At 42.6% G+C, this 24,920-nt stretch carries 22 protein-coding genes and 1 riboswitch; of the genes, 15 read left to right on the top strand and 7 right to left on the bottom strand.

Features of this window, described 5'->3' with window-relative positions:
- Positions 1-13 precede the first annotated feature (13 nt).
- The 4 genes from A3KS_RS0114540 to A3KS_RS0114525 all read right to left on the bottom strand — a co-directional run bounded on the left by A3KS_RS0114540 (position 14) and on the right by A3KS_RS0114525 (position 4,632).
- Positions 14-1,144, bottom strand: a complete 1,131-nt coding sequence (locus A3KS_RS0114540; protein ID WP_026395526.1) for a TolB-like translocation protein — start codon at positions 1,142-1,144, stop codon at positions 14-16.
- Positions 1,125-2,933 carry an ATP-binding protein gene (locus tag A3KS_RS0114535; RefSeq protein WP_026395525.1) on the bottom strand — a complete coding sequence of 603 codons (1,809 nt, stop codon included), beginning with the start codon at positions 2,931-2,933 and terminating at the stop codon, positions 1,125-1,127. The genes A3KS_RS0114540 and A3KS_RS0114535 overlap by 20 nt, the downstream gene beginning before the upstream one ends.
- Positions 2,933-3,619 (bottom strand): response regulator transcription factor, encoded by a 687-nt coding sequence (locus A3KS_RS0114530; protein WP_026395524.1) that lies wholly within the window; start codon positions 3,617-3,619, stop codon positions 2,933-2,935. Before A3KS_RS0114530 ends, A3KS_RS0114535 begins: the two co-directional genes overlap by 1 nt.
- Positions 3,620-3,921: 302 nt before the next feature.
- Positions 3,922-4,632, bottom strand: a complete 711-nt coding sequence (locus A3KS_RS0114525; protein ID WP_026395523.1) for a tRNA 2-thiocytidine biosynthesis TtcA family protein — start codon at positions 4,630-4,632, stop codon at positions 3,922-3,924.
- Positions 4,633-4,784: 152 nt separating this feature from the next.
- Between A3KS_RS0114525 and A3KS_RS0114520 the strand changes: the two genes are divergently transcribed.
- The 9 genes from A3KS_RS0114520 to A3KS_RS0114480 all read left to right on the top strand — a co-directional run bounded on the left by A3KS_RS0114520 (position 4,785) and on the right by A3KS_RS0114480 (position 13,379).
- Positions 4,785-5,270 carry a COG2426 family protein gene (locus A3KS_RS0114520; RefSeq protein WP_026395522.1) on the top strand — a complete coding sequence of 162 codons (486 nt, stop codon included), beginning with the start codon at positions 4,785-4,787 and terminating at the stop codon, positions 5,268-5,270.
- Between the two features lie 15 nt (positions 5,271-5,285).
- Positions 5,286-6,467, top strand: a complete 1,182-nt coding sequence (locus A3KS_RS0114515) for an aminopeptidase P family protein (RefSeq protein WP_026395521.1) — start codon at positions 5,286-5,288, stop codon at positions 6,465-6,467.
- A 122-nt stretch (positions 6,468-6,589) separates the two neighbouring features.
- A riboswitch (SAM riboswitch) is annotated at positions 6,590-6,687 on the top strand.
- A 96-nt stretch (positions 6,688-6,783) separates the two neighbouring features.
- Positions 6,784-7,962 (top strand): methionine adenosyltransferase, encoded by a 1,179-nt coding sequence (gene metK, locus A3KS_RS0114510; protein ID WP_026395520.1) that lies wholly within the window; start codon positions 6,784-6,786, stop codon positions 7,960-7,962.
- A gap of 133 nt (positions 7,963-8,095) precedes the next feature.
- On the top strand, positions 8,096-8,530 hold the full coding sequence (locus A3KS_RS21430; RefSeq protein WP_026395519.1) for a C-GCAxxG-C-C family protein: 435 nt from the start codon (positions 8,096-8,098) through the stop codon (positions 8,528-8,530).
- Positions 8,531-8,569: 39 nt separating this feature from the next.
- The gene (locus A3KS_RS0114500) at positions 8,570-9,184 is read left to right on the top strand and encodes a DUF308 domain-containing protein (RefSeq protein ID WP_026395518.1); all 615 of its coding nucleotides are present in this window, start codon (positions 8,570-8,572) and stop codon (positions 9,182-9,184) included.
- Between the two features lie 236 nt (positions 9,185-9,420).
- Positions 9,421-10,317, top strand: a complete 897-nt coding sequence (garR, locus tag A3KS_RS0114495) for a 2-hydroxy-3-oxopropionate reductase (protein WP_026395517.1) — start codon at positions 9,421-9,423, stop codon at positions 10,315-10,317.
- A complete protein-coding gene (locus A3KS_RS0114490) occupies positions 10,317-11,759 on the top strand; it encodes a four-carbon acid sugar kinase family protein (protein WP_341349852.1) in 1,443 nt (480 codons plus the stop codon). Before garR ends, A3KS_RS0114490 begins: the two co-directional genes overlap by 1 nt.
- Position 11,760: 1 nt before the next feature.
- Positions 11,761-12,615, top strand: a complete 855-nt coding sequence (locus A3KS_RS0114485; RefSeq protein ID WP_026395515.1) for a class II fructose-bisphosphate aldolase — start codon at positions 11,761-11,763, stop codon at positions 12,613-12,615.
- An 89-nt stretch (positions 12,616-12,704) separates the two neighbouring features.
- Positions 12,705-13,379 (top strand): cyclase family protein, encoded by a 675-nt coding sequence (locus tag A3KS_RS0114480; protein WP_026395514.1) that lies wholly within the window; start codon positions 12,705-12,707, stop codon positions 13,377-13,379.
- Positions 13,380-13,896: 517 nt separating this feature from the next.
- Here the strand turns inward: A3KS_RS0114480 and A3KS_RS0114475 are convergent.
- Positions 13,897-15,372: a PucR family transcriptional regulator gene (locus A3KS_RS0114475; RefSeq protein ID WP_026395513.1), complete on the bottom strand. Its 1,476-nt coding sequence runs from the start codon at positions 15,370-15,372 to the stop codon at positions 13,897-13,899.
- 290 nt (positions 15,373-15,662) lie between these two features.
- On the opposite strand from A3KS_RS0114475, the gene A3KS_RS0114470 reads away from it, so the two are divergent.
- From A3KS_RS0114470 to A3KS_RS22770, 5 genes are all read left to right on the top strand, one after another.
- Positions 15,663-17,102: an FAD-binding oxidoreductase gene (locus A3KS_RS0114470; RefSeq protein ID WP_026395512.1), complete on the top strand. Its 1,440-nt coding sequence runs from the start codon at positions 15,663-15,665 to the stop codon at positions 17,100-17,102.
- A gap of 17 nt (positions 17,103-17,119) precedes the next feature.
- Positions 17,120-18,289, top strand: a complete 1,170-nt coding sequence (locus A3KS_RS21425) for a (Fe-S)-binding protein (protein ID WP_051355912.1) — start codon at positions 17,120-17,122, stop codon at positions 18,287-18,289.
- A gap of 18 nt (positions 18,290-18,307) precedes the next feature.
- A complete protein-coding gene (gene gcvH, locus A3KS_RS0114460; RefSeq protein WP_026395511.1) occupies positions 18,308-18,715 on the top strand; it encodes a glycine cleavage system protein GcvH in 408 nt (135 codons plus the stop codon).
- 337 nt (positions 18,716-19,052) lie between these two features.
- Positions 19,053-20,432 (top strand): dihydrolipoyl dehydrogenase, encoded by a 1,380-nt coding sequence (gene lpdA, locus A3KS_RS0114455; RefSeq protein ID WP_026395510.1) that lies wholly within the window; start codon positions 19,053-19,055, stop codon positions 20,430-20,432.
- Positions 20,433-20,640: 208 nt separating this feature from the next.
- Positions 20,641-22,863, top strand: a complete 2,223-nt coding sequence (locus A3KS_RS22770) for a methyl-accepting chemotaxis protein (RefSeq protein ID WP_051355911.1) — start codon at positions 20,641-20,643, stop codon at positions 22,861-22,863.
- Between the two features lie 183 nt (positions 22,864-23,046).
- Here the strand turns inward: A3KS_RS22770 and A3KS_RS0114445 are convergent, their stop codons facing one another.
- Together A3KS_RS0114445 and A3KS_RS0114440 are read right to left on the bottom strand one after the other, a co-directional pair.
- The gene (locus A3KS_RS0114445; RefSeq protein WP_156913303.1) at positions 23,047-24,003 is read right to left on the bottom strand and encodes a PucR family transcriptional regulator; all 957 of its coding nucleotides are present in this window, start codon (positions 24,001-24,003) and stop codon (positions 23,047-23,049) included.
- 194 nt (positions 24,004-24,197) lie between these two features.
- Positions 24,198-24,524 carry a hypothetical protein gene (locus tag A3KS_RS0114440; RefSeq protein WP_026395508.1) on the bottom strand — a complete coding sequence of 109 codons (327 nt, stop codon included), beginning with the start codon at positions 24,522-24,524 and terminating at the stop codon, positions 24,198-24,200.
- Between the two features lie 178 nt (positions 24,525-24,702).
- On the opposite strand from A3KS_RS0114440, the gene A3KS_RS0114435 reads away from it, so the two are divergent.
- On the top strand, positions 24,703-24,920 hold a 218-nt coding region (locus A3KS_RS0114435), incomplete at its 3' end, for a transposase (RefSeq protein ID WP_026395507.1).

Below are 24,920 nucleotides of genomic sequence, written 5' to 3'. Positions count from 1 at the left end.
TTAATGTGCGGGATCAGTCGATTTTATATGTAAGCTGGTAGGTTTGGGAAAGAGTATGCTCATCCGCAGAACTGATGCTATCAGAGCTTTTTTCAACTGAGAAAAACAGCACCGATTTGTAAGGGTGACAAATGATCTCAGAGTTGATATTCAGTGGCGCAGTGAGTTGAAGCGAATTTTTCCCATTGGCATCCATAATCCAGATCGACTTAACTTGAGAATCGGAATTGGGAGTTGATTGGGTAAAGACAATCCGTTCACCATTTGGGGTAAAGCGGGCAGAATCGTAATTACCAGTGGCAATACCGCTGGTAGCGCTGGCACTGGTGTTCCAGGTGCGAATGGTTTGAGAATCGCCGGTGTTTTTAATAAAGACAACTTGGTTCGTTAAGGTGTTAATATCAAAACTGCTGACATTTTCAGCGATCAGGGTGGAGGCCAACTCGGCAGAATCAGCTTTCATGTTTGCGTAGTATAGATTGGTGCGTTCTTCATTTTGAGGATCGGTCGCAATAAATACGACCCCTTTTTCTTGATTAATATAGTCAACGGCCAGGATGTTATAGTTGTTAAGGACACTATATACCTGACGGTTGCCTTCGCTGTCGGCCAGAACAATTTGATTGTTGTTATTGGCATAGACGACCTGGCCGGAATCGCCAATGCCAAAGTGCTGGATGACATTTTCTTCCGGCAGCGAAATGACTCGGGTGGTATTTTGATTCACATCCGACCAGATAATCTGGCTACCGACACTACCAGTGATCGGATCTATCAGTTTTTCGGCATAATAAATTCCGGTATCAAAGGTATCATAGAGAGCACTCAAGGCCTTTTTGTCAGAATTGACAAATGAAGACAATTGCATGGTTTCGGTATTATAGGTATCAATATTATAGGTTGTGCCAAACGTGAAAAGAATCAGATTATTACCGCTATTCGTAATGTCCTGAACGACCCCCGGGGAAGCCATGGTATAGGATTGAATGCTGACTTGTTGAGGTGATGGATCTTTTGTGACCGGATCATTACGCAAAACAACGGGTACGTTGGTGGGAATAAACAGATTCTGGCAACCACTGCTGATAAACAGAGTTAACACAATGAAACAAAAGAAAATTACTTTATTTGGTGTTTTTTTCATCTGTATCACCTCCATAAATTAAGACCGACAAGATCGGCAGGGTGACAATAATGTTGGTACCTTCACCAACCTGGCTGACGATATCAATTTTTCCGTCGTGTTTTTCGACAATCTGTTTGACAATATAAAGACCCAGTCCTGATCCACCTTCATCATAGCCGCGGGAGCGATCCTCTTCAACCCGATAAAAAGCGTTGAAAATTCGTTTTTGCTCGATTTCCGAAATACCTGGACCATAGTCCCGGATCGAGACGACGATGTGATTATCCTCAATAGCTGAAATAACATCAATAATATCGCCGCGGTTTGAATATTTGATGGCATTATGAATAATGTTAATGAAGACCTGCTGAAGTCGGTCATAATCACCAAGAATCTCCGGGAGTTCTTCGGATACATAGTTAATCTCCACGTCGGTCTGGCTGGCCTTAATCTGCATTTGTTCAACTACTTCGGAGAGCAGCAGAACGATATTCAGGTTTGTTTTCTTAAAATCAAACTCGGCTTTGTCAAACTTATTCACATTTAAAAGATTATCGACCAGTCGTAACAGCCGGTGACCTTCCCGGTTAATGGTATTCAGAGAGCGGTTGAGGATCTCTGGATCAGCCACTTGCCGGCGGGTGAGCATATCGGTATAACCGATAATGGTGGTTAGCGGGGTCCGCAACTCATGAGAAACACTGCTGATAAATTTTCGTTGTTCTTCCTGGATGTGCCGGGCAGCGGTCATGTTACGGATGATGATCATATAGTTTTCTTCAAAACCCTTTTCCCGGATGGGACTGCCGATCAGCAAGAGATTTCGGTTGTTGCAGTCAATTTCTTCAGAGATATGGTCTTTACCGTTCTTCAGGCTGTCAAAAATATCCCGCAAAAAGGACTGATATTGAAAATCATAGATGGTTTTGGGATTGCTGACATTAAAATAAGTCTTAATATAGCTGTTTGAGGTGATGATGTTACCGTTTTTATCAATGGCCAGGAGCCCATCATCAATTGAAGCCAGGACTCCGGCAAGCCGTTTTCGTTCGGATTCCAGCTGCAGAATGACATTGTTGATATTAGTAACCATGCCATTAAACGCATGGGTCAGATCCCCGATTTCATCGGTATGTTTATAATAAATAGTTAAATTATAGTTGCCGTTATTGATTTCGTTGGAGATCTTGGTCAGATCTTTAATGGGCTGAAAAAAGTGCTTGGAAAAGGACATCGTGACAAAAACCAGAACGATCAGGCCAAGCAGTCCGCCAATTCCAAAAAGGATCCCGGCAACACGCAAAAATGTGTCCATTTCATGCATTGAATAAATAAAACCAAGATATCCAACGACGGTATTGTCAATGGTAACCGGGGCGGTGAAATAGGCCATACTGGCATCATTAATCGATTTTAAGGTAAATACCGGGGCATTCTCTGCCAGTGACAGGTCGAGCTCGGCTTTAAGGCTGTTATTTATCGTGGTTTCTTCAACCGAGTCCGCAATCCGATTTCCATCAGTATCAAAAAGCAGGACCCGATGGTTTTCATTTTCAGAAATGCTTTTTGATAAATATAAACTATTTGCAATAAATCGGTTTTTGAGTGAGTCCGGGCTCTGGATATTCTTTAATTCCTGACTGATAAACAAGGTGGAGTCCTGAGCTGTTTTCTGTAAGGCGTCTTTTGTTTGGTTAATATAGTAGTAGGAGGTTCCCTGAAAAACACAAAATACAACAATTAAAAATGCAAAAGCAAAAAGCAGGATGTTGTATAAGATCATTCGAACCCGATAGCTTAGTTGCATTAAAGTTTCCTCATCTTATATCCAATTCCAAAAACAGTCTGGATGTATTTATTACCCTGGGTGTCAATTTTTCGGCGGATTCGCTGAACATGCATATCGACGGTTCGGGTATCCCCATAATAATCATAGCCCCAGATTTTTTCCAACAGTGTATCCCGGGGAAAAACCTGTTCCAGGTTGGAGGCCAGCAAAAAGAGCAATTCGAATTCTTTGGGGGTGAGATGGATTTCTTTGCCATCCAGCATCACCATTCGCTCGTCGGCATAAATACTTAAGTCGCCATTTTTCAGTAGCGATTCCTGTTTCTGAGGCTCAATAGTTATACTTGAACGTCGTAAGTGGGCTTTGATCCGGGCTAGCAGTTCGCGGTTGTCAAAGGGTTTGGTCAGGTAATCATCCGCTCCCAGCTCCAGCCCCAGAACCTTATCAATAATATCGGTTTTTGCAGTTAAGAGGATAATCGGAACACCCAATTGGGGCGAAAGCTCCCGACACACATCATAACCGTTTTTCTTAGGTAGCATAATATCCAACACAATCAGATCCGGGTGAATTGCCAATGCTTTTTCGACGGCTTCGACGCCATCGCTGGCCGTTTCCACCTGATACCCTTCAAATTCCAGTTCCAGTTTTATTAAATCAACAATCGATGCTTCGTCATCGACAACGAGTATTTTTTCATTCATTTTCGTACCTGCTTTCTTAACGTTACTATAATAAAAAACCATTAATAATTTTTTAAGTTCCTGGTAGGCTACCGTACCGATCAATTGTTAATCTGTTGTTTGCTGCGCTATGCGAAATCCGCTTTGCTCCTTTCGCATAAGTCGCGGGCAGTCGCCAACTACAAGCGCGCTTGTGATTGGCTCATTGCCTGCGCGCAGGTTCGGACAGGCTATGCCATGTTCGCCCCGATGCAAACAACATGATGTAACAATTGTCGGTACTACGTGGTGCTTTATCTACAGTTCTAAATCATAAACTAGTATTAAAACCACAGATTTAATTGTTCCTTGTTTTGGATGGCTCCCAAAACCCGATCATCCAGATCTGGCATGGTTTTGCGGAGATTTTTAATCATGATTTTGATGTCTTCGCGTTTGGTATAGCCATTGGCGGGACAGGTGCTTTGGATTACCGGTAGTGCTTTCATTTCCGGATCCCCGATGATGTCACGTTCCTTAACGAAAATTAAGGGACGGATCAGGGTGATATCTTTTCGATCCAGATAGGTAACCGGTGAAAAGGTGTTAATTCGTCCTTCATAAAACAGACTCAGAAAAAAAGTCTCGATGGCGTCGTCAGCATGGTGGCCCAGGGCAATGGTTCGACAACCCCGCTCAATGGCCAGATCATGGAGGGCGCCGCGTTTCATCCGGGCACAGAGTGAGCAGGGATTTTTTTCCTGCCGTTCCTCAAAAACGATTGGGCCGATTAAGGTTTTTTTGATGGTATAGGGAATATCAAGTCTGGCGCACAAATCAATCAATGGGGTCAAATCCATGCCGCCAAAGCCCATGTCGAGGGTAATTCCTTCCAGTTCAAAAGGGACTGGGGAAAAATACTGGAAGCGCTTCATGGCGACCAGTAGTGCCGTACTGTCTTTACCGCCGGACAGTCCGACGGCAATGCGGTCTCCGGGTTTGATCATTTGATATTTTTCAACCCCCCGGCGAAGGGGGCCAAGAATTTTTTTCATTGGGTTCTCCTGTTTTTATTCATGATGCCGAATGAAACTGTCCCTTAACCGATGCTTGTCAAAATCATTCATAAAAGGTACAATATAGTCTTAATGGCATTCTATAGTCATTCTAACACTTAATCGGAGAGATTAAAAGGAGATTTGTTTATATGCAACAGGCAATTATTAATTTTTTGGCATTTTTACCAGATTGGTTGGAGATTATTGTTATTTCGGCCATCCCCGTAGTCGAACTCAGAGGTGCCATTCCATTGGCGATTCTAGCCTATGATATGCCCTACTTACAGGCATATTTGTTGGGGGTATTGGGGAGCATCATCCCGGCGCCGTTTATCCTGATGTTTATTCCAGCCATCCTCAAATGGATGTCTGGAACAAAAGTGTTTGGGAAAATGGCCAACTGGATTATTGCAAAAGGAATGAAAAAATCGGATAAACTGACACAGTATGAGTTTTGGGGTTTGTTTGTTTTTGTGGCTATTCCCTTGCCGGGAACAGGGGTTTGGACAGGCTGTCTGGCAGCCTCGCTGATCGGATTGGATTTTAAACGCAGTATGATCTCGGTAACCCTGGGATCGGCAACGGCGGGTATTATTGTCACTACCTTGGTGGCAGGCGGACTGTCTTTATTTTAGATAACAGGAGTAGTAATGGCACTATCACAAAGTTTTTATCAGGAAAACAGAAAAAAAATGGCGGAACAACTGGAACACAACAGTCTTACCCTGCTATTTTCAGGCCGGGAAATAGCAATGACGGAGGATGCGAACTATCCTTTTTTTGCCAACAATAATTTTTATTATCTGACTGGTATTCGCGAGCCGGAGGTGGTGCTTGCCATGACCAAAGATCATTATGGCGAGCTGTCCTGGAAACTTTTTATCGAGGCCGCCGACCCGTTGAAAGAAAAATGGGTCGGCAAAAAGATCAGTCGTGAAGAGGCAAAGTCAGTTTCGGGTATTGATGAAGTTTATTATATCAAAGATCTACCTCAGCAGATTGCCCGGTCAGGATCGCTTCAAATATTGTATTTTGATTTTAAAGTGCCACAACATCAGAGTTTTAAAACTGAAGATGAAGGACTTCAAAAAATCTTAAAGCAGTGCGAAGTTAATGACCTGCATCCCATTTTGGCAGGGTTGCGGCTGATCAAAACGGCAGAAGAAATCAGGGCGATTGGCAGAGCCAATGCGGTTACCAAACAAGCCATCAGCGAAATGCAGGCATTGATTAAACCAGGCACTTACGAATATGAACTGGCTGCTTTTTTTGAGTATTTTGTTAAAAAAGCAGGCACCGAAGGGTTGGCCTTTGAAACCATTGTCGCATCAGGAGTGAATGCCACCACTTTGCATTATGTCTCCAATCGTTGTTCCTTGAAATCAGGTGATCTGGTGCTTTTTGATCTGGGGGCTCGCGTCGATGGCTATTGCGGCGATATCAGCCGAACTTTTGCGGTTAACGGGGAAATGACACCCCCGCAGGAAAAACTCTATGGAATTGTTGCAGCAGTCCAAGAGGAAATGTTCAAAGCCTACAAACCGGGGGCAGTAATGAAAGATCTGCAGAATCTGACGAAGGAACTGTTTCTGGAAAAATGCTGCAGCGCCGGTTTTATTCCCGCCAATAATGATATCACAGAGTTTTATTATCATGGGATTGGTCACCCGCTGGGTTTAGATACCCATGATCTACGGCCGGCCGGTGACCTGATTTTGGCACCAGGGATGGTGATGACGGTTGAACCAGGTCTCTATCTGGAAAAGTTGGGCATCGGCATCCGGATTGAAGATGATGTGGTGATTACTGACTGCGGATGTACGGTTTTATAGCTTCTCTCAAACGTGGTTTGGGGATTGGCCCAGGGTATGCTTGCGGAAAACTTTAGTCCGGAATAAAATGCTTGACAAAGAAAAAAATGATGTGTATGATTTAGAAAAAGTAATTGAATATTTACCTATCCAGAGAGGTGGAGGGACAGGCCCGATGAAACCCGGCAACCAGCATGAAGCATGGTGCCAATACCTGCGATATTTTTCGCAATGATGGGATTTAATGTAGAACATTAGCCTCGTCGTTAGACGAGGCTTTTTTCGTGATTAAGGTTATCAGGTAAATGGACATTACGCTATTAAAAAGGAGAACACAATGAAAAAATTATTTACCTCAGAATCGGTTACCGAAGGCCATCCAGATAAAATTTGTGACCAGATTTCGGATGCCGTTCTGGATGCGATTTTCGAACAGGATCCGATGGCCCGGGTTGCTTGTGAAACGTTGGTAACAACTGGCCTGGTACTGGTTGCCGGCGAGATTACCACATCCTGTTATGTCGACATTCCTAAGTTGGTCAGAGAAACAGTTCGAGAAATCGGTTATGACCGTGCAAAATATGGTTTTGACTGCGATACCTGTTCCGTAATCACTGCGATTGATGAACAATCTGCCGATATTGCCATGGGTGTCGATGAAGGCCTGGAATCCCGAAAAGGTGAAGCGAGTGAAGCTGATCTGGCTACCGGTGCTGGCGATCAGGGGATGATGTTTGGTTTTGCCTGCAATGAAACTCCGGAATTAATGCCGTTACCGATTTCGTTGGCCCATCAGCTGGCTAAACGTCTGACGGATATCCGCAAAGAAAAAATCGTTGACTATTTACGTCCGGATGGTAAAACCCAGGTAACCGTCGAGTATGATGATGGGGTACCGACCCGAATTGATACGGTGGTTATCTCAACCCAACATAGCACCGATGTCACGTCAGAAACGATTGAGAAAGATATGATTGAAAAAGTCATCAAAGTAGTGATTGATCCCAAATTATTGGATGCCGAAACCAAATACTTTATTAATCCCACCGGACGTTTTGTCATTGGCGGACCTCAGGGCGATTGTGGTTTAACCGGTCGTAAAATTATTGTCGATACCTATGGTGGCTATGGCCGTCATGGTGGCGGGGCATTTTCGGGAAAAGATCCCACAAAGGTGGATCGCTCCGGAGCCTATGCAGCCCGACACGTAGCCAAAAACATCGTTGCCGCCGGTCTGGCAGATAAATGCGAAGTGGAATTAGCCTATGCCATCGGCGTGGCCAAACCCGTTTCAATTTATGTGGACACCTTTGGCACCGGAAAAATTGAAGATGACAAGATTATTGCTTTAATCGAAAAACATTTTGATCTCCGGCCAGCTGCGATTATCAAGAACCTGGGCTTAAGAGCACCCATTTACAAACAAACAGCAGCCTATGGTCATTTTGGCCGAACCGATGTGGATCTGCCCTGGGAGCGACTTGATATGGTAGAAAAACTGAAAAGCAGTTTATAAAATTTATTAAACCAAAAAATACATCCGCCTCATCAATTTTGTTTAGCTAAATGGGGTGCATCGTGGTAAAATAATCTTAAGTATAACGACGATGTGTCCCAGCTATAACGCTAAAAACGATGTGGAGGAAAAGATGGAAAAATATGTTGAGATTTATAATGCTTTTGGAAAAGACAAACCAATTGAAGAACAACCCCAGTATCATATGAATTGTGCCGAGGTACTGCTTCGTTCGGCCAATGAAAAATATGACTTAAATCTGCCGCCGGAGAGCTTTCGGATGCTGCAGGGATTTGGGGCCGGATTTTATTCTGAGAAAACCTGTGGCGCCTTTTCGGGATCATTGGCGGCCCTGGGCGCTTTATACACTGAAGAAAGACCATCAGACCAGGCTAAAATGACGCGAGCAGCAAAGCTTTTAGTCGAAGAATTCGAGAAAGAGTTTGGCAGTCTGGATTGTGATTACATCAAAAAACATCATCGCGATGAAGTAGCCGCCTGTAATCCGGTTAAACTGCGGGCCGGTCAGGTCTTTGATCGGGTTGTGGCAGCACTGGAAAAAGAATAATGATAAAAATAACCACAAAGAAATGATGGAGGTTATCATATGAATCAAAGTGAAGCAAAATCCCTGGGCATTGATATGCTGGAACGGTCTTATGGCAAGTGGTGGCTGATGTTGCTGGACGGGTTGTGTTTTATTGCCCTAAGCATATTTGCGATCTTCTTCAGTAACCAGGCCATAACCTTGCTGGTTTTTATTTTTGGTGTCTATCGGGGAATCATGGGTATCATTTATATTGTTTCGGCATTGGTGATGCGTTACAAATATGGTGCCGAGATGGGTTTCAGTATGGGAAGAGGAATCTTTGATCTGATCATTTGCGCAATTTTCTTACTGGTACCCAATGTGATTGTAGCATTTTTCATCATTATCATCGGCATCTGGGCCATCATTACCGGAATTTTTCTATTGATTGTTTCGGCAAATTCCGGGAACGTGGGCAGAATTGTTAAAATCGTCATGGGCGTGGCATTGATTGGGTTTGGCATCTACGCTTTTATTAATCCCATGGGCCCGGCAACCATTATTGTTATGCTTGTTGGTGTTGCTTTTGGTATATTCGGTTTGTTTTTAGTGATCCAGTCGATTGGTATGAAACGAACCTATACCCAAATCAAAAAAGTCAAAAGAGGTTATGAGGACTATCATATTGAATAATATGGCGAAATAATAGCGAACTATTGAGCAGCTCGGGTGAGAAGAACCGGAGCTGCTTTTTAAATACAAAAAATGGAATGAATATTTTTGAATATATTTTGCTTGACAAAAGGTTAAAAAGCTCATATTATAAGTGTAAAGGGTTCCAAATGTAGGACGTTATCTGTTTGTACAGTTTGGATATTTTTTTTAAAATAATTAAAGGTAGGATGACCTACTAAAATGAAGGGTTAGCGATGAATAAATTAACAGGTTTTATAGGGCTAGGCATTATGGGAAAACCCATGGCTAAATGTCTGTTAAAAAGCGGTTGTCCGTTGATGGTCAATGATTTGGATACCAGTGCAGTGAATGAACTGGTCGTATTGGGGGCGATTTCAGGATCTCTTTCTGAAATTGGGGAACAATGTGAAGTTATCTTTACAATTTTGCCAAATGGTAGTATCGTTCAAGCTGTTTTATTTAATCGTGGTGAAGTTTGTGACACTATCAAGGTGGGTAGCACTATTATTGATATGAGCTCGGTAACACCCGTGGAATCACAAACCTGTGCAAAAAAACTTGAAAAATTAGGGGTTGATTTTCTGGATGCACCGGTTAGCGGAGGCGAACCAAAGGCCATTGATGGCACCCTGGCGTTTATGGTTGGTGGTAAGAAAGAAGTGTTTAATCGAATCATGCCATATTTCGAGATGATGGGATCGTCGGCCTTGCTGATAGGTGGCACTGGAAGTGGTTCAGTGACCAAGCTGGCTAATCAGGTTATTGTCAACTTAAATATTGCGGCCGTATCTGAAGCGCTGGTGATGGCAACCAAGGCTGGGGCTGATCCGGAGCTAGTTTATCAAGCGATCCGCGGTGGTTTAGCCGGCAGTACGGTTTTAGATGCTAAAGCGTCGCTGATGATAGACCGAAATTTTGTGCCGGGGGGGAAAATATCCATTAATTTAAAAGATATCAAAAATGTTATGGCTACTGCCCATGAAATTGACGTGCCCATGCCGATGAGCAGTCAGTTGCTGGAAATCATGCAGGCCCTCAAGGTTGACGGTCATTTAAATGACGACCATGGTGGAATTGTCCAGTATTTCGAAAAGCTGGCAAAGGTGGAAGTAAGAAGAAAGGGTGAGTGATGATGCGCACAGTTGATAGAATAGATTCTTCAATCCTGAATTCATTTAAAAACGTAGATGAAAAAATAGTCACCAACCGGTTGAATGAAGCACTCAAGACCTTGAATAAAAAAGTAGTGGTTTTAGACGATGACCCCACGGGAGTTCAAACGGTTCACGATATTTCAGTTTACACGGACTGGAGTGTGGATAGTATCGAAAAAGGATTCGCTGAGGATAACAGCATGTTTTTTATTCTCACCAATTCTCGGGGCTTGACAGTCGAAGAAACATCTGCTGTTCATCAGGCGATCGCCGAGCGGATTTTAGCGGTTTCAAAAAAGACTGGAAAAGAGTTTATTCTGATCAGTCGCAGTGATTCCACCTTGCGGGGACATTATCCGCTGGAAACAAAGTTGTTGAAGGAAACCGTTGAATCCGGTTCGGATCAAAAAATCGACGGCGAAATCATTTTTCCCTTCTTTAAAGAAGGCGGACGCTTTACCATCAACAATATCCATTATGTTCAGGAAGGGGATGTTCTGGTACCGGCAGGAGAAACTGAATTTGCCAACGACAAATCTTTCGGATATACGTCTTCCCATTTGGGCGAATGGTGTGAAGAAAAATCAGGCGGAGCCTATCAGGCCGAAACGGTCACCTTTATTGCCCTTGACGATTTAAGAAAAATCGAGTTCGATAAAATTACTGATCAGCTTTGTAAGGTCGAGAATTTTAATAAAATAGTTGTCAATGCCATTGATTATGTTGATGTAAAAATCTTTACGATTGCCTTTGTCGAAGCAATAAAACGAGGCAAGACATTTATCTTCCGCTCAGCAGCTGCTATCACCAAAGTACTGGGAGGAGTTCCGGATAAACAACTATTAACGCATGACGAATTGATCCTGACCGAGAATAAAAATGGCGGAATTATTGTAGTCGGTTCCCATGTCAATAAAACAACGGTTCAGTTGGAAAATTTGAAAAGTTCAGAAAAGGACATCCAATTTGTTGAATTCAATCAACATCTGGTTTTAGAAGCCGGCGGATTGGCTAAAGAAGTCAAACGCGTGGTGGCCTTGGTTGAAGATTATATCAAATCGGGAAAAACTGTGGCTGTTTACACTAAACGTGAGCGGTTTGATCTGGATACTGATGATAAAGATGCCCAACTCCGGGTTTCAGTAGAGATTTCTGATGCAGTCACCAGTATCATTTCTAAACTGACAGTGCGGCCAAACTTTATTGTGGCAAAAGGCGGGATTACCTCCAGTGACATTGGTACCAAAGGCTTGACCGTCCAGAAAGCGATGGTGATGGGTCAGATCAAACCGGGCATTCCCGTTTGGACGACCGGTGAGGAAAGCAAGTTCCCGGGATTGCCCTATGTTATCTTCCCTGGTAATGTCGGGACCGAAACAACCCTGAAAGAAGCAGTTGAAGTGCTGATGGGTGAATAACGTGCTGGTTAGTTTGAAGGAATTACTGAATCAATGCAAAAAAAACAAAACAGCTATTCCGGCTTTTAATGTATATAATTTAGAAACCATTCTGTCTGTTAATCAGGCAGCAAATAATTTGAATCGCCCGGTCATCTTTTCATTTGGCGAAAGCTATCTCGATGATCTACCACTAGAATTAATAGCCCTAAACATTCGGTTTCTGGCTGAACGCTCACAGCAGCCGATGGTCTTGCATTTGGATCACGCCAAAAATATGTCAACCATTACAAGAGCGATTGACTGTGGATTTACCTCGGTAATGTATGACGGTTCACATTTAAGAATCGAAGAAAACATTAAAAATACCCGGGCAGTGGTTGAAATTGCCCGGGAAGCCAAGGTCAGTGTTGAAGGGGAACTGGGCTATATGAACCCTGAAGATGGTTCTCAAAATGATGAACCCAGCAGTGCTGAGACTTCGGAGTTTACCCGGCCAGAGCTGGCGCTAAAATACGTCACTGAAACTGAGGTTGATGCCCTGGCTATTGCCATCGGCAATGCTCATGGTCTGTATCGGGGCGAGCCGCACTTGGAGTATTCAGTGTTGGCGGAAATTGCAGCACTCACCGATATACCACTGGTGCTGCACGGGTCCTCGGGAATCCCCGCGGAACAGATTAAAAAAGCCATCAATCTTGGTATTTGTAAGATCAATGTCAATACTGAACTGGCATTGGGAGCGGTCGAAAGCATCCGGCGAAGTATTAAAATAAGCCCCGAAGTCAATTCATTGCGTTACGAAAAATTGATACGTCAAACAAAAGCGGATCTGGTTCTGCTGATTGAAGAATATCTAAAACTAACAAGCAACTAACGATCTGAATGGGAAATCACTGCAGGGCTTTCCTAAAGATATAGATTTAAAAATTAAAAATAAAGATTAATCAGTGAAAGGTGAAAATTATGAACATTTTTTTATCATACCCATTGGACCCGAAGGATCTGGCCTGGCCAGGAGAACCAACCGTTAAGGTGCGTCAAGCAACCCAAATTGGCGTTGATGGTCTTCCCTTTAACAGTTTTATGAGCGAATTGCCCAACCACTGCGGCACCCACTATGATGCCCCAAAACACTTTAATCCCGATGGCCCAAGCATCAACGAATTACCGATGGAATACTTTGTCTTTAAAAATGTATTGCTTTTGGATATTCCCAAAAAAGCCTGTGAGGGTGTGACGGTGGAAGATCTCAAAACTCATGAAGCAGCAATTCAAAAAGCAGATCTGCTTCTGATTCGAACCGGCTTTGACAAGGTGCGAAAATTATCGCCGGAAACCTATCAAATGGAAGGACCTTTCCTGACCCCGGAAACCTGTCTGTATATGGTAAATACCTTTAAAGATCTCAAAACGGTAGGCTTTGACTTCCTGGCGATTGGTTCGCCCTGTAATGATTTAGCCGCTCCAGCCCATCAGAATCTATTGGGATTCAATACCGAAAAATTTATTACCGCCATTGAAGACATGCATCTGGAGGTGATGGGGAATAAGAAAATTAATTCAATTACTGCTGCGCCACTGCGGATTGTCGGTTTGGACAGCAGCCAGGTCAGCGTCATTGCTGATATTGAAGATTAAAAAAGAGAATAGAATTACTTGCTGACGATGTGAATCATCGTCAGTTTTTTTGATGGCAGTTTATTGGCTTGCCTTGGGGAGGTGTTGGTCATCACAAATAATGGATCGATATAGTATTAATATGTAGTCGCATTATGAGTTTTGATAAATAGAATAGAAAAAGAAGCTTTTGCAAGAATAGTGAATAATGGGCTATGATGAGTAGCTCCTTTTTTTGTGGGCTGAATTAGAAATGCGAATTCCGAAGAATTAAAAAAGTCTACTCAAAAAAATCCAGCATTGGATTGACTCTCAGGACACTTTCTTCAAGGTGGTATGGAAGTCGCTCAGGTTAATGCAATGCGCAGTCATCTGGTTGGGGATTGAAATGAGTATTCCAATTTACAGGGAACCATCTGGAATTCTTACGAGCGGGCAATATAAATAGAGATTTTGAGGGTAGTTGTATGTACAACAATAGTTGATAATAGTAAGTTATTCTAAATATCAAAGCAAATCAAAATGTAATTAGTAAGGACTAAGTAAGATTATCAGCGTTTTTCATCATTCGGTATGAAAGTATAATATGTTCCCGAACTTCTTCGTTAGTTAAATCTACATCTACTAACTCATTAATACGGTGCAGCCGATAAAGCAATGTATTTCGATGAACAAAAAGTTTGTCTGCGGACAGAGAAAGACTGCGTTCGTTTGATAAATAGACGTACAGCGTCAGTAAGAGCTGTGCGTTTTTTTTACGGTCATAGTCGGCAAGGGTAATAATGGCAGGGTGAAAAAGCTGTGAAATATTAACCATATCCTCCAGTTGATCAAATAAGTATTCCCAAATATGATCGATACACAAACTGATACGGCTATTTTGCTCACAGTATCGGATTGCTGTTTCGGTTTGCTTGAATTGAACAGAAAGCATATCCCAACGGGAAAAAGGCATTGAAACACCGCAAATAAAGGAAAGTTCATTGACTAATTGTTCGATTTGCACCTTTACTTCGGCAAAGTCGGATTCGCAGATCAGCATGAGGGGTTGTTCGTTCCAGATAAACATTTGTCCCCGTACTAATGAATTTTTAAGTTCACCGCAAAGTGCCTCTGCGGCGAGTGAGCCTTCGTTATTCCAAAAACTCAAGAGCAGAAAATGATCGCATTCTTCCCAGCCCAGTGTAAGCAGTACCCAGTTCAGCTTTTCTCTATCGACTGCTTTTTTGTCGAGCAGATCACAGAACAATTCAGAAAGTGAGGTTGCCTCTTGAGGCGGGTTTATGCTTTCCAAGGCAGAAAGAAGCGTAGTAGCCAGAACACAGGTTGTATCGGTGACTGGTGTTTTATATTGCATGATCTGCAGATATAAATGGTAATCCAGCGGGCTATCCACCTTGCCAATGATGCACGTGAAGTCATTATCGGGAAATTCAAATATAGCAGTGGTATTTTTATGGGTAACGGTATAATAATTAGGTGAATTGCGCAAGGTCTGAACTGAAGACAATGGGAGCCTTCGTTTTTTTACAATATGGCTCCAGGCAGAACGAAAATAATCGTTTGCATAAGCTTTTGTAAAGGCAAAAACTTCGCCATGCCAGTTTGCAATAAAGGCAGGATTTTTAAAATAAGGTTCGGTCAGATCAAGGAGTTCCTGCATGTCGGCGCCCTTATAAACTGCGTTCATGAGCCGATTTTCAAAGTCGCGATAGTATTCTAATACATCTATAGCCATATTGAGAATTTTAGGAAGATAAATTTCGTCGAGAATAAAAAACATATCTTGCGAAACACACATCACCAGTTTGTTTTCTTCCGGCAAGGTTCCAAAAACGTCTCCCAGAGATAGCGCAAGTTCACCACAGAAGCCAATATTAAGGTGATTTGGTAAAAATTCACCATCGAACAATCGAACGCCATCAAGAGGCGTGTTTTTTTTACCGGATTCTCGTAGTACGGTACAGCCTTGAGAAATAAAACGTTCCTTGATCATAGCAACTGAAATATCCATTGTAATATCCTTTACATTAGTTGTGCGATACGCACAAATTATTGAGATGCGGAGAGCGAATTGTTATTCACTCCGTACATTGTTATCGTTTTAACACTATGTATAATATAACTAGATGCATAGCAAAGTCAACAGCAATGTACAAATGTTGAGGGTAGTTCTTAGCTATATAATAGGCTGAACGGTCTAAATATCCAGTGGGCAGAGTGTACAAAATTTCTGGATTGCCTGTTTAAATAGATATGAAACCGGCATTTTCCAAAGAGTTGGCAGAAAAGAGAGGAGATCTAATGAAACAAGAAATGAAAAATGGTCATGAATTGAAAAAGGCTATTGCGGCGATTGTCGGACCCAAATATGTGACTGATGATTATTTTGCACTGATCCCATATGCAAGAGATATTAGCACATTTCCCGGAGTAATGCCTGGTATTGTTGTACGGCCCAAGACTTCTGAAGAATTGGCGGAAATTGTGAAGCTGGCGAATCGCACGGGCTATCCCATTACGGTAAAAGGCGGCGGTCAAGCCGGTGGCGGGGTCACTAAAGGTGAGGCAACACGGAACATCATGATTGATATGGGTCGTATGGATGCAATCAAGGTTGATATCGAGAATTCAAGGGTAATTGCCGGTGCCGGCTCCCGTTTAAGCACCATTGATGATGCCCTGAGACCCCATGATCATTTCATCAATACCGTGATTGGGCCTTACTACACTGCAACCGCTGGTGGACTTACTAGCGGCATCGCCGGTGCCGGATTTGGTAAAAATGTGGCGAGTTTGGGATGTAATTGGAGCTTTGTGCTGGGTTTAAAAGTTGTGCTTCCCAATGGTGATATTATTACGACTGGTGCCGGTCCGGATTCAAATGTCCATCGGGAAGACATCTACTTCAGAGAAGTAACCGGTCCGGATTTAACCGATTTGTTTGTTGGAAGCGGCGGCGCATTTGGATTAATAACCGAGGTGGTTTATCGAACATTACCGATACCAAAGCATATGAAGGCAATCAGCTATGTAACCCCTTCGATGGAAGTCACATGGGCGATTCAACTGGAACTGAGTGCTAAAGAGCGCGTCCCCTACACCAACACCATTATGTTTGAAATGACCAACTACATGGTGAAGGCAATTGCTGATGGGATTGAAGGTTATGGTGCTATTTTTTATGCAGTAGAAGCGGATGACGAAGCCGATATCGACAGCAGAATTAAAGAGATTTCGGAAGTGTGTGAAAAGCATGGAGCCGTTCACGGAAATGAGAAAATGGATCACTTTGCGATGACGGGCACTACCGGAACATTGGAAATGGTTCGTGATGTTCCGTCGAATTCCTGTCCGTTTATGACTTGGGAATCCATGTTTCCTCGTTCAAAATCCCTTGAATTCACTAAGGGATTGCAAGATGCCTTTAAAAGTGTGGAAGGCCACCGGGAAAACGCCACGGCAGCCGGTCTTTATCTGGTTCCCATGGGACATATCTTTTTGACTGGCATAACCATCAGAAGTGGTTTTTCAACACCCGAGGCGGAAGAACATTTGCGAAAGACCTGGCGTGTCGGCGAGGAGTACATGCGAAAGGTTGGAACCTGTTCGACCTATTCACAAGGAACAAACTCGAACTTTATTGCAGAATCCTGGTCCCCAAACCACTCCAAGTTGATGAATTCCATCAAGCAGGTGCTTGATCCGAATAATATCATGTGTCCGGGACTTTGGAATTTTTAGGAGAGGAGCTATAAAACATGTTAGATAAATATAAAAAAATGGCATTTGGATGCAGTCGCTGCGGCATGTGCATTGTCGGAGAAGCAGGTTATATCTGCCCGATTCAGCAACATACCGGAGGATTTGATCAGTATGCAGCGCGGGGCCGTAATCAAATTGCAAAAGCAATTCTGAATGGTGAATTAGAATACAGTGAAGAACTGATGGAAAGCACATTTACCTGTCTTGGCTGCAACAGTTGTCATGAACAGTGCACGAGAATGGATCCCCTAACCGGAGAAAAAAATATCATTGATGAAACCAAACTCACCAATGCCTTAAGAGTTGACCTTGTGAAAGCCGGTTTTGGCCCTCCAGAAGCGCTAAAAAGTGTGGATGCCGGGGTGCAATCAAAACATAACGTATTTGGCGAACCCATCGAAAAACGGATAAAGTGGGCTGATGGACTTGGTTTACCAAAGCAAGGAGACACGGTTTATTTTGCTGGTTGCTATGCTTCTTATAGAAATACGAAAATTCCTAAAGCAACCGTAGCTGTGCTCAAGGCTGGCGGTGTTGATGTGGCGTACCTGGGTGAGGATGAATGGTGTTGCGGTGTTCCCCAATTAGCAGATGGCAATATCGGGTTGGCTGAAGAATTAATTCAGCATAATGTAGAAGCGCTTAAAGCTTCAGGCGTAAAAAAAGTTATCACATCCTGTGCCGGTTGCTTCCATGCGTTAAAAACAGAATACCCTGAGATTATCGGTAAACTGCCCTTTGAAATTGTCCATAGCAGTGAAGTGATTGTCGAATTGATTGATAATGGGAAAATCAGTCTTGACACAGAAATTGAAAAGACCTTTACTTATCATGATCCCTGTCATCTTGGAAGACATGAAAATGTCTATGAACAGCCAAGAAAAGTGCTGAATGCGATTAAAGGGGCAAGCTTTGTTGAAATGCCGAGAAACAAAGCAAATGCCTGGTGTTGCGGTGGCGGTTCGGTGGTTTCGACGGCGTTCCCGGAAATATCAAATGAGATTGCCGCCGGCCGAGTTGCCGAAGCGAAAGGGACATCGGCAGAAATGATTGTTTCAGCTTGTCCTTCCTGCGAAAATGGACTGAATGCAGCAGCCCGGAAATTAAAAATTGAAGTAATCGATCTGTCTGTACTTGTGGCCAATGCCATGGGTTTGCAGATTTAAGAAAGGGGCGTAACAAATATGGCAGAAGAATATGAAGTAAGAGGAATACCATCCTATACTCAGGAAGATACCTGGGTAAAGGTAATGGGTGACGGGAACGTTAAGGTGGGTATTACTGATTATGCTCAGAAGATGCTCAATGAGATTACCTATGTGGATTTTCCCGAAGTTGGGAGCAAAGTTGTACAAATGGAGTCTTTAGGAACCGTTGAGTCGTCCAAATCTGTTTCAGATATTTTCTCCCCAATCAGTGGAATCGTTGAAGCGGTAAATGAAGATCTTATGGATGATCCGGAGATTATTAATCGGGATCCTTATGACGCCGGTTGGATTATTGCGATCACACCATCGAATCTGGAAGAAGAACTTAAGAATTTGCTCAGCGCTGATGCATATAAATTGCTCATTAAAGAAAAAACGAGTTAATTAATTCAACAGTAATCAGATGAATTAATCCAGAAATTTAAAGATGCAGTTCAATTGATTATCATAGAGCTTCGTCTTTTTTCTGGTTTGAGTCATATTACTATTTATATGACATTTTCTGGTTAGGTACGATAAAAAAATACCCGATTGGTAAAAGTCGCTCACAAAAACGATTGAATTAAGAATAACAGCCAAAGAAAGGACAAAAAATAATAATGAAAAGTTCATTACTAAAAAAAATAGAAGCTGGCCGATTTGCCGCAACTGCAGACAAAATAGCAACAGAAAACGTACCGCAAATCATGAGTATTGCTGCCTGGCGAAGGTTGGTGTCAGGATGCAGATAACCGTTATTGGAGCAGGTCCGGGCGGTTATGAAGCGGCCATTATGGCGGCAAAACTAGGTGCTGAAGTAACAATTATTGAAAAAAATTCGCTCGGCGGAACCTGTTTGAACCGCGGCTGTATCCCGACAAAAGCGCTGTTGGCGAGTGCAGATGCGTTGAAAACCATTCATAATGCCAAAGCGTTCGGTATCAATGTGGACGGCACTGTCGCACCGGATTTTAAAGCGATTATGGAGCGTAAAGCCAAGGTGGTTAGTGGCCTGGTGAAGGGAATTGAATATCTTTTTAACACAAACAATGTGACTATGATCAAAGGAACGGGAACGCTGGTAGATAAAAATACCGTCACAGTATCAAAAGACGATGGAACAACGGTAACCATTAAAGCAGATAAGATTATTCTGGCAACAGGATCCGTACCAATTGTTCCGGCCATGTTCCAATTTGATGGAAAAAAAATCATCAGCAGTGATGAGGTGCTGGAGCTTCAGGAATTGCCAAAATCAATGATCATCACGGGCGGTGGGGTCATCGGCTGTGAAATTGGTCAGTTCCTCAGTCGCATGGGAACCCAGATTACGATTGTTGAGATGGCTGATCAGATTCTTCCGTTAGAAGATGCTGAAACAGCCAAACAACTGGCGCGTCAATTTAAAAAAGATAAGCTAAAAGTCCTGACTGGGAATGGCATTGCCAGTGTTGAAGTGACCGAAACCGGTGTACAAGTAAATCTTGCCAATGGTAAATCCGTTGAAGCTGAATCAATGCTGGTTGCTATTGGACGTCGCAGTTACCTTGATAACCTGAATGCCCAGAGCATTGGTGTTGCCGTTGATGAACGCGGACGCATTAACGTTAACCATAAAATGGAAACCAATGTCCCAGGCATTTATGCCATTGGCGATATCGTTGCGACACCATTGCTGGCCCATGTGGCCTCTAAAGAAGGGATCGTCGCAGCTTACAATGCCGTAAAAGATGCCGGAAAAACAGTAGCATATCAAGCTGTACCCCGCTGTGTCTACACTGAACCGGAAGTGGCAGGGGTCGGTTTGACCGAACTGGAATGCGTAGCCCAGGGGATTGCCTATAAAGTCGGACAATTTGATTTCAGAGCCCTTGGCAAAGCGCAGGCAATGGGTAAAATTCAGGGGTTTGTTAAAATTATTGTTGATTCCAAAGATGTCATCATTGGTGCCGCGGTTGTCGGTGCTCATGCCACCGATCTCCTGGCAGAACTTTCGCTGGCAGTACACCTGGGATTGACGGCAGAACAGATTGGGGATTGCATTCATGCCCATCCAACGTTATCAGAAGCAATTATGGAAGCAGCCCATGATGTCCATGGGATGTGTGTACATAAAGCCTGATCTTTGGTATTTAATTTTTTCTGGCAGTCCGTATTTCATACCAGCGTTACACTCTCAATTAAATAATTATTTACTCAAACTTCGCACATTAAATAATGAATTAATTCACTGTGAAGAGCTTTTCTGTTTGAAAATATTGGCTCATACACGCAGTCGATGATTTATGTGCGAAGTTTGTGTGATAAATAAAAAGAAATAGGATTAGGATATGAATAATAATCAAAAAGCAAACATTTTTTCAGATAATATGACAGTTTCTCTTGATGATGTCAAGGTGAAAATCCGCTTGACCACTAAAATGGCAGTGTTTACAGTGACATTGCTTTCATTAGCGGTGATTCCACTAGGTATACTGGCTTACTATGGAGCGCCCAAAAATATCATTCTTGTTCTTACGCTTGGTGTGCTTATACTTGGATGTGTTGCAGCCTGTGTTGCAGCTAATAAAATTATTGGTCCCATGTCAGCGTATAAGGACACCTTAGATCGATTGGCTAAGGGTGATGTATCGATGGAAATACCGGAAGTAAAAACCAAAGATGAATTTGGGCAGCTGGCGCAATCTTTTAAACGGATGGTCGATATCCGCAAAAGTCAGGCAGAAATTGTTCAGGAGTTAGCAAAAGGCAATCTGCAAGTGAAGATTATACCTCAGTCCAGCGAAGATGTTCTTTCTCATGCGTTGATCAGTCTGGTGAGCACCCTGAATCATGTTTCCGAGGAACTGACATATTTGGGAGAGGAAGCCACTGCTGGCAGGAAGGTTGATGTAACAACTGAGAATGTCGGTTATTCGGGATCGTACCAGCAATTTATGATCAGCATTAAAAAGGGTTATGAGAATCTTTCAACCATTGTAAGTCTCGCCGGCAGATATATTGCGCAAATCGGAGCAGGGGTGGTACCAGATAGAATTGAAGAAACATATCCCGGTAATTATCAGAAGATCATTAATTTTATTAATTCCGGAGTTGATGGATTAGGGGCCTTGGGAGAAGGAAATAAAGTTTTAAGAATGATGTGCATCAACGATTTCACCCAGAAGATTGAAGGGAATTATCCCGGTATTTATGGGGAAATTGCAGTATCAGTCAATAGTGTCAGAGAAACTATTATTAAAGTAGTTGAGATTAATAAGGCAATTGCCGCTGGTAAATTTAAAAATGAGCTTGAAATGATGAAGCAACATGGTCAACTAAGCGAGAATGACGAATTTCTTCCGAGTATGATTGCCCTGGCTGAAAACATCTCCATGCTGGTACAGGAGACTGGACAAATCGCTGATTATGCCATCGAAGGTAATTTGGATAACCGTGGCGATTTAAGTCGCTTCTCAGGCGAGTATGCTCAGGTGATTGCCGGTTTTAATAATGCGTTGGATGCTCTCGCAGCCCCCATGCAGGAAGCTTCCGCGGTTCTTAATGACTTGTCACAGGGAAATCTCAGCGCCGCTATGGTCGGGAGTTACAAGGGGGAAAATGGAAAAATCAAGAATGATATGAACAAAACTATCGAGTTTTTGAACGTTTATGTCAGTGAAATCTCGAAAACTCTGGCGGCGATCAGTCGGGGAAATCTTGATCAGGAAATCACCACCGAGTACTTGGGTGACTTTATGGAAATTAAAACTTCACTCAACGGCATTGCAAAAAGTTTGAGCGAAACCATGAAAGATATCAGCAATACTGCCGAACAGGTAGATTCCGGTGCGCAGCAGCTTTCGGCTGGGGGACAGGCGGTGGCTCAGGGAACGACAGAGCAGGCCAGTTCCATTCAGGAATTAAGTGCTTCGATTGAAGAAGTGGCCGGGGAAACCAAACGCAATGCGAATAATGCCAACAAAGCCAATGCTCTTACGGAACAGGTTCGTGAAAATGCCCAGAAAGGTAATAATCAAATGGTGAAAATGGTTCGGGCCATGACAGAAATCAATGCTTCATCCAATAATATTTCGAAAATTATAAAGGTAATCGACGACATTGCCTTTCAAACTAATATTCTGGCATTAAACGCAGCTGTGGAAGCGGCCAGAGCTGGTCAGCATGGAAAGGGATTTGCGGTTGTGGCCGAAGAAGTAAGAACTCTGGCGGCTCGGAGTGCTGAAGCCGTTAAGGAAACTACCGCACTAATTGAAGGTTCCATCGAAAAAGTGGAAGATGGCACAGCGATTGCTGGTGATACATCTGAAAGTCTAATGGTAATTTTAAGTGATATTGAAATGGTAGCTGGTCTGGTGGCAGAAATAGCCAGAGCATCCAATGATCAGGCCTCGGAAATTTCACAGATTACCATTGGTATCGAACAGGTTTCAAGCGTTGTTCAAACCAATTCGGCCACCGCAGAGGAAAGCGCGGCAGCCAGTCAAGAATTATCCAGTCAGGCTCAAATGCTTAAGAAAATGGTTGGTTTGTTTGAATTAAAGAAGAAGTGAGACGATAATGATTCTTATTGTCTTAAAAAGACATGTCGCAATTAAAAAGCAACATGTCTTTTTGTGGCGAATTTTTTTGAAGTGAGTAAATCGATTGCAGTCTTGTAGCGGAAAACATAAAAATGACAACAGTGCATAGCCAGATAATCTAATGGAAGAAAAGCTTTCGGTACTGGTATTATTTTAGTTTTTTACAATCATTTCATAAGACAACATTAAATGTTCCCGGATATCTGGATTATTCATGTCCACTTGGATCAGCTCATAGATTTTTTTCAGGCGGTATTGAAGCGTATTGCGATGAATGTATAAGCATTCCGATGTAATGGTGCTGTTTCTTTCACATCTCAGGTACTGAAACATTGTAAAGCAAAGGTCTGCTTCGTTTTCCCGATCATAGGCGTTTAGTATCAAAATGGCTGGATGACACAGACAGAGATCTTTGGTTGTTTTTAGCAGAGAATCATGGATATAGGAGGTTGTGAAATCTTCGCAACGACGGATACAGGTATTTGCGGATTTACCATAGTGGATCGCCAGTTTAGCTTGATTCAGGCGCTCAGCCAAGGTATCCCACTCTGCAAAAGGCAGGGAAACACCACAGATAAAATCAAGCGGTTGAATGAGGTTTGTTAATTCATCAACCAGGGTATCAAATTCCGATTTTAACAGCAGTAATAAGGTTTCATTCTCGTAGACAAGACGCTTACCCTGGGGAATATACTGATCAAGCAAACCATTTAACGATTCCTTTGTCAGTTGCTCATGGTTATTCACAAACAATAATAAAACACAGGGAACTTTATTTTCCCAACCCAATGCCAAGAGTACCCAATCCAATTCTTCTTTTGGGACTGTTTTTCTATTTAACAGTTCACAAAATATTTTAGACATGGACTGCGCATAGGTGGATAGTCCTGGAAAATGGGTAAATGATACAATTTTAAGAAATATATCCGCCAATTGACAGTGCCCGGTTGTCACAACGGTTTGGTATTCCATGATTTGGATGTGTAAATGCATGTCATTAGCCTGTTTTAAGGTGCCACCGATACAGCGGTGAGATAGTTCGCCAAATGATAACAGGGCAGCCTTGGTACCTTGTAAAACAACTGAGTAATTATCCGATTTTCGCAACATTTGGATTGAGTAAAGTGGAACCCGTCCAGATTTGACGATGTGCTGCCAAGTTCCCCGAACATAGTCATTTTGATATTCGCGGGAAAAAGCAAAAACGCGACCCTGCCAATTAGCGATAAAAATAGGATTCCGGAAAACCGGAACAGCAAGGTCGACAAGATCCTGCAAAGATGAATTTAAATAAACAGTATCTTTCAGCGAAGACTCCCATAACTGAAAGAATTCATAAGCAGCGAGCGATTCATTAAATATCGAAATAACATTTCCTTCAACCGCAAGATAAAAGATTTATAGACACAGACAACACATCGATTGGTGTTCAGAACGGGGCTAATTTCTGATTCTAAATCTGTTGATTCAGTGATGTATAAGAAAACATCTGCTAATTCTGGTCGCTCTTTATCTTTTAACCGGATACCTGTTATACCAGGTTCTGAAGTTTCATCTTCCATTTTTGATGCGAGGATTTTAACCCCCTTTGCGTCAAACCAGTCCTTCAAAATATACAAACTCAATTTCATGACAAACTCCTTTATCAATTGTTCAAAATGAACAGTCGACTTAATTTAGACGTGTAAAGATTTGGTCTATGTGAACGTATACAAAGATCGATAATGGGATTTGGAGTGTTATCATAAAAGTGCAGTCCCAAATTGCAAGGAAATGAGGTAAAATAAAAATAAAAAGGACTGACTAGTGATGAAAAAAGTATATAGTGCCGAAGAACGCTATGAAGCGTTGAAACTGGCAAATGAGATCGGCAACAAAGCGGCTGCAGAGCGATTAGGTATAAAGCTCGATACCTTGTACACGTGGATCAGCAAAGCTAAAACCGGAAAGGTTGGTTATTGTGATAATCCAGGGAATATCCCAATAACAGATCCCAATCGTTTAAAACAGCTCGAAAAAGAGCTTCG

Origin of the sequence: Acetobacterium malicum subsp. dehalogenans DSM 11527 (genome assembly GCF_000472665.1) — a bacterium.
Taxonomy (GTDB): domain Bacteria; phylum Bacillota; class Clostridia; order Eubacteriales; family Eubacteriaceae; genus Acetobacterium; species Acetobacterium malicum.
Note: the sequence above shows the minus strand (reverse complement) of the source record. Positions and strands in the feature narration are given on the sequence as shown.

Bases quoted from the DNA above. Each gene is read 5' to 3' on its own strand.
- A3KS_RS0114540 (WP_026395526.1), bottom strand. From the start codon at position 1,144: ATGAAAAAAACACCAAATAAAGTAATTTTCTTTTGTTTCATTGTGTTA.
- A3KS_RS0114525 (WP_026395523.1), bottom strand. From the start codon at position 4,632: ATGAAAAAAATTCTTGGCCCCCTTCGCCGGGGGGTTGAAAAATATCAA.
- garR (WP_026395517.1), top strand. From the start codon at position 9,421: ATGAATAAATTAACAGGTTTTATAGGGCTAGGCATTATGGGAAAACCC.
- A3KS_RS0114500 (WP_026395518.1), top strand. From the start codon at position 8,570: ATGAATCAAAGTGAAGCAAAATCCCTGGGCATTGATATGCTGGAACGG.
- A3KS_RS21425 (WP_051355912.1), top strand. From the start codon at position 17,120: ATGTTAGATAAATATAAAAAAATGGCATTTGGATGCAGTCGCTGCGGC.
- A3KS_RS0114530 (WP_026395524.1), bottom strand. From the start codon at position 3,619: ATGAATGAAAAAATACTCGTTGTCGATGACGAAGCATCGATTGTTGAT.
- A3KS_RS0114470 (WP_026395512.1), top strand. From the start codon at position 15,663: ATGAAACAAGAAATGAAAAATGGTCATGAATTGAAAAAGGCTATTGCG.
- lpdA (WP_026395510.1), top strand. From the start codon at position 19,053: ATGCAGATAACCGTTATTGGAGCAGGTCCGGGCGGTTATGAAGCGGCC.
- A3KS_RS0114490 (WP_341349852.1), top strand. From the start codon at position 10,317: ATGATGCGCACAGTTGATAGAATAGATTCTTCAATCCTGAATTCATTT.
- A3KS_RS21430 (WP_026395519.1), top strand. From the start codon at position 8,096: ATGGAAAAATATGTTGAGATTTATAATGCTTTTGGAAAAGACAAACCA.
- A3KS_RS0114480 (WP_026395514.1), top strand. From the start codon at position 12,705: ATGAACATTTTTTTATCATACCCATTGGACCCGAAGGATCTGGCCTGG.
- metK (WP_026395520.1), top strand. From the start codon at position 6,784: ATGAAAAAATTATTTACCTCAGAATCGGTTACCGAAGGCCATCCAGAT.
- A3KS_RS0114535 (WP_026395525.1), bottom strand. From the start codon at position 2,933: ATGCAACTAAGCTATCGGGTTCGAATGATCTTATACAACATCCTGCTT.
- gcvH (WP_026395511.1), top strand. From the start codon at position 18,308: ATGGCAGAAGAATATGAAGTAAGAGGAATACCATCCTATACTCAGGAA.
- A3KS_RS0114520 (WP_026395522.1), top strand. From the start codon at position 4,785: ATGCAACAGGCAATTATTAATTTTTTGGCATTTTTACCAGATTGGTTG.
- A3KS_RS0114475 (WP_026395513.1), bottom strand. From the start codon at position 15,372: ATGGATATTTCAGTTGCTATGATCAAGGAACGTTTTATTTCTCAAGGC.
- A3KS_RS0114515 (WP_026395521.1), top strand. From the start codon at position 5,286: ATGGCACTATCACAAAGTTTTTATCAGGAAAACAGAAAAAAAATGGCG.
- A3KS_RS0114445 (WP_156913303.1), bottom strand. From the start codon at position 24,003: ATGTTGCGAAAATCGGATAATTACTCAGTTGTTTTACAAGGTACCAAG.
- A3KS_RS22770 (WP_051355911.1), top strand. From the start codon at position 20,641: ATGAATAATAATCAAAAAGCAAACATTTTTTCAGATAATATGACAGTT.
- A3KS_RS0114440 (WP_026395508.1), bottom strand. From the start codon at position 24,524: ATGAAATTGAGTTTGTATATTTTGAAGGACTGGTTTGACGCAAAGGGG.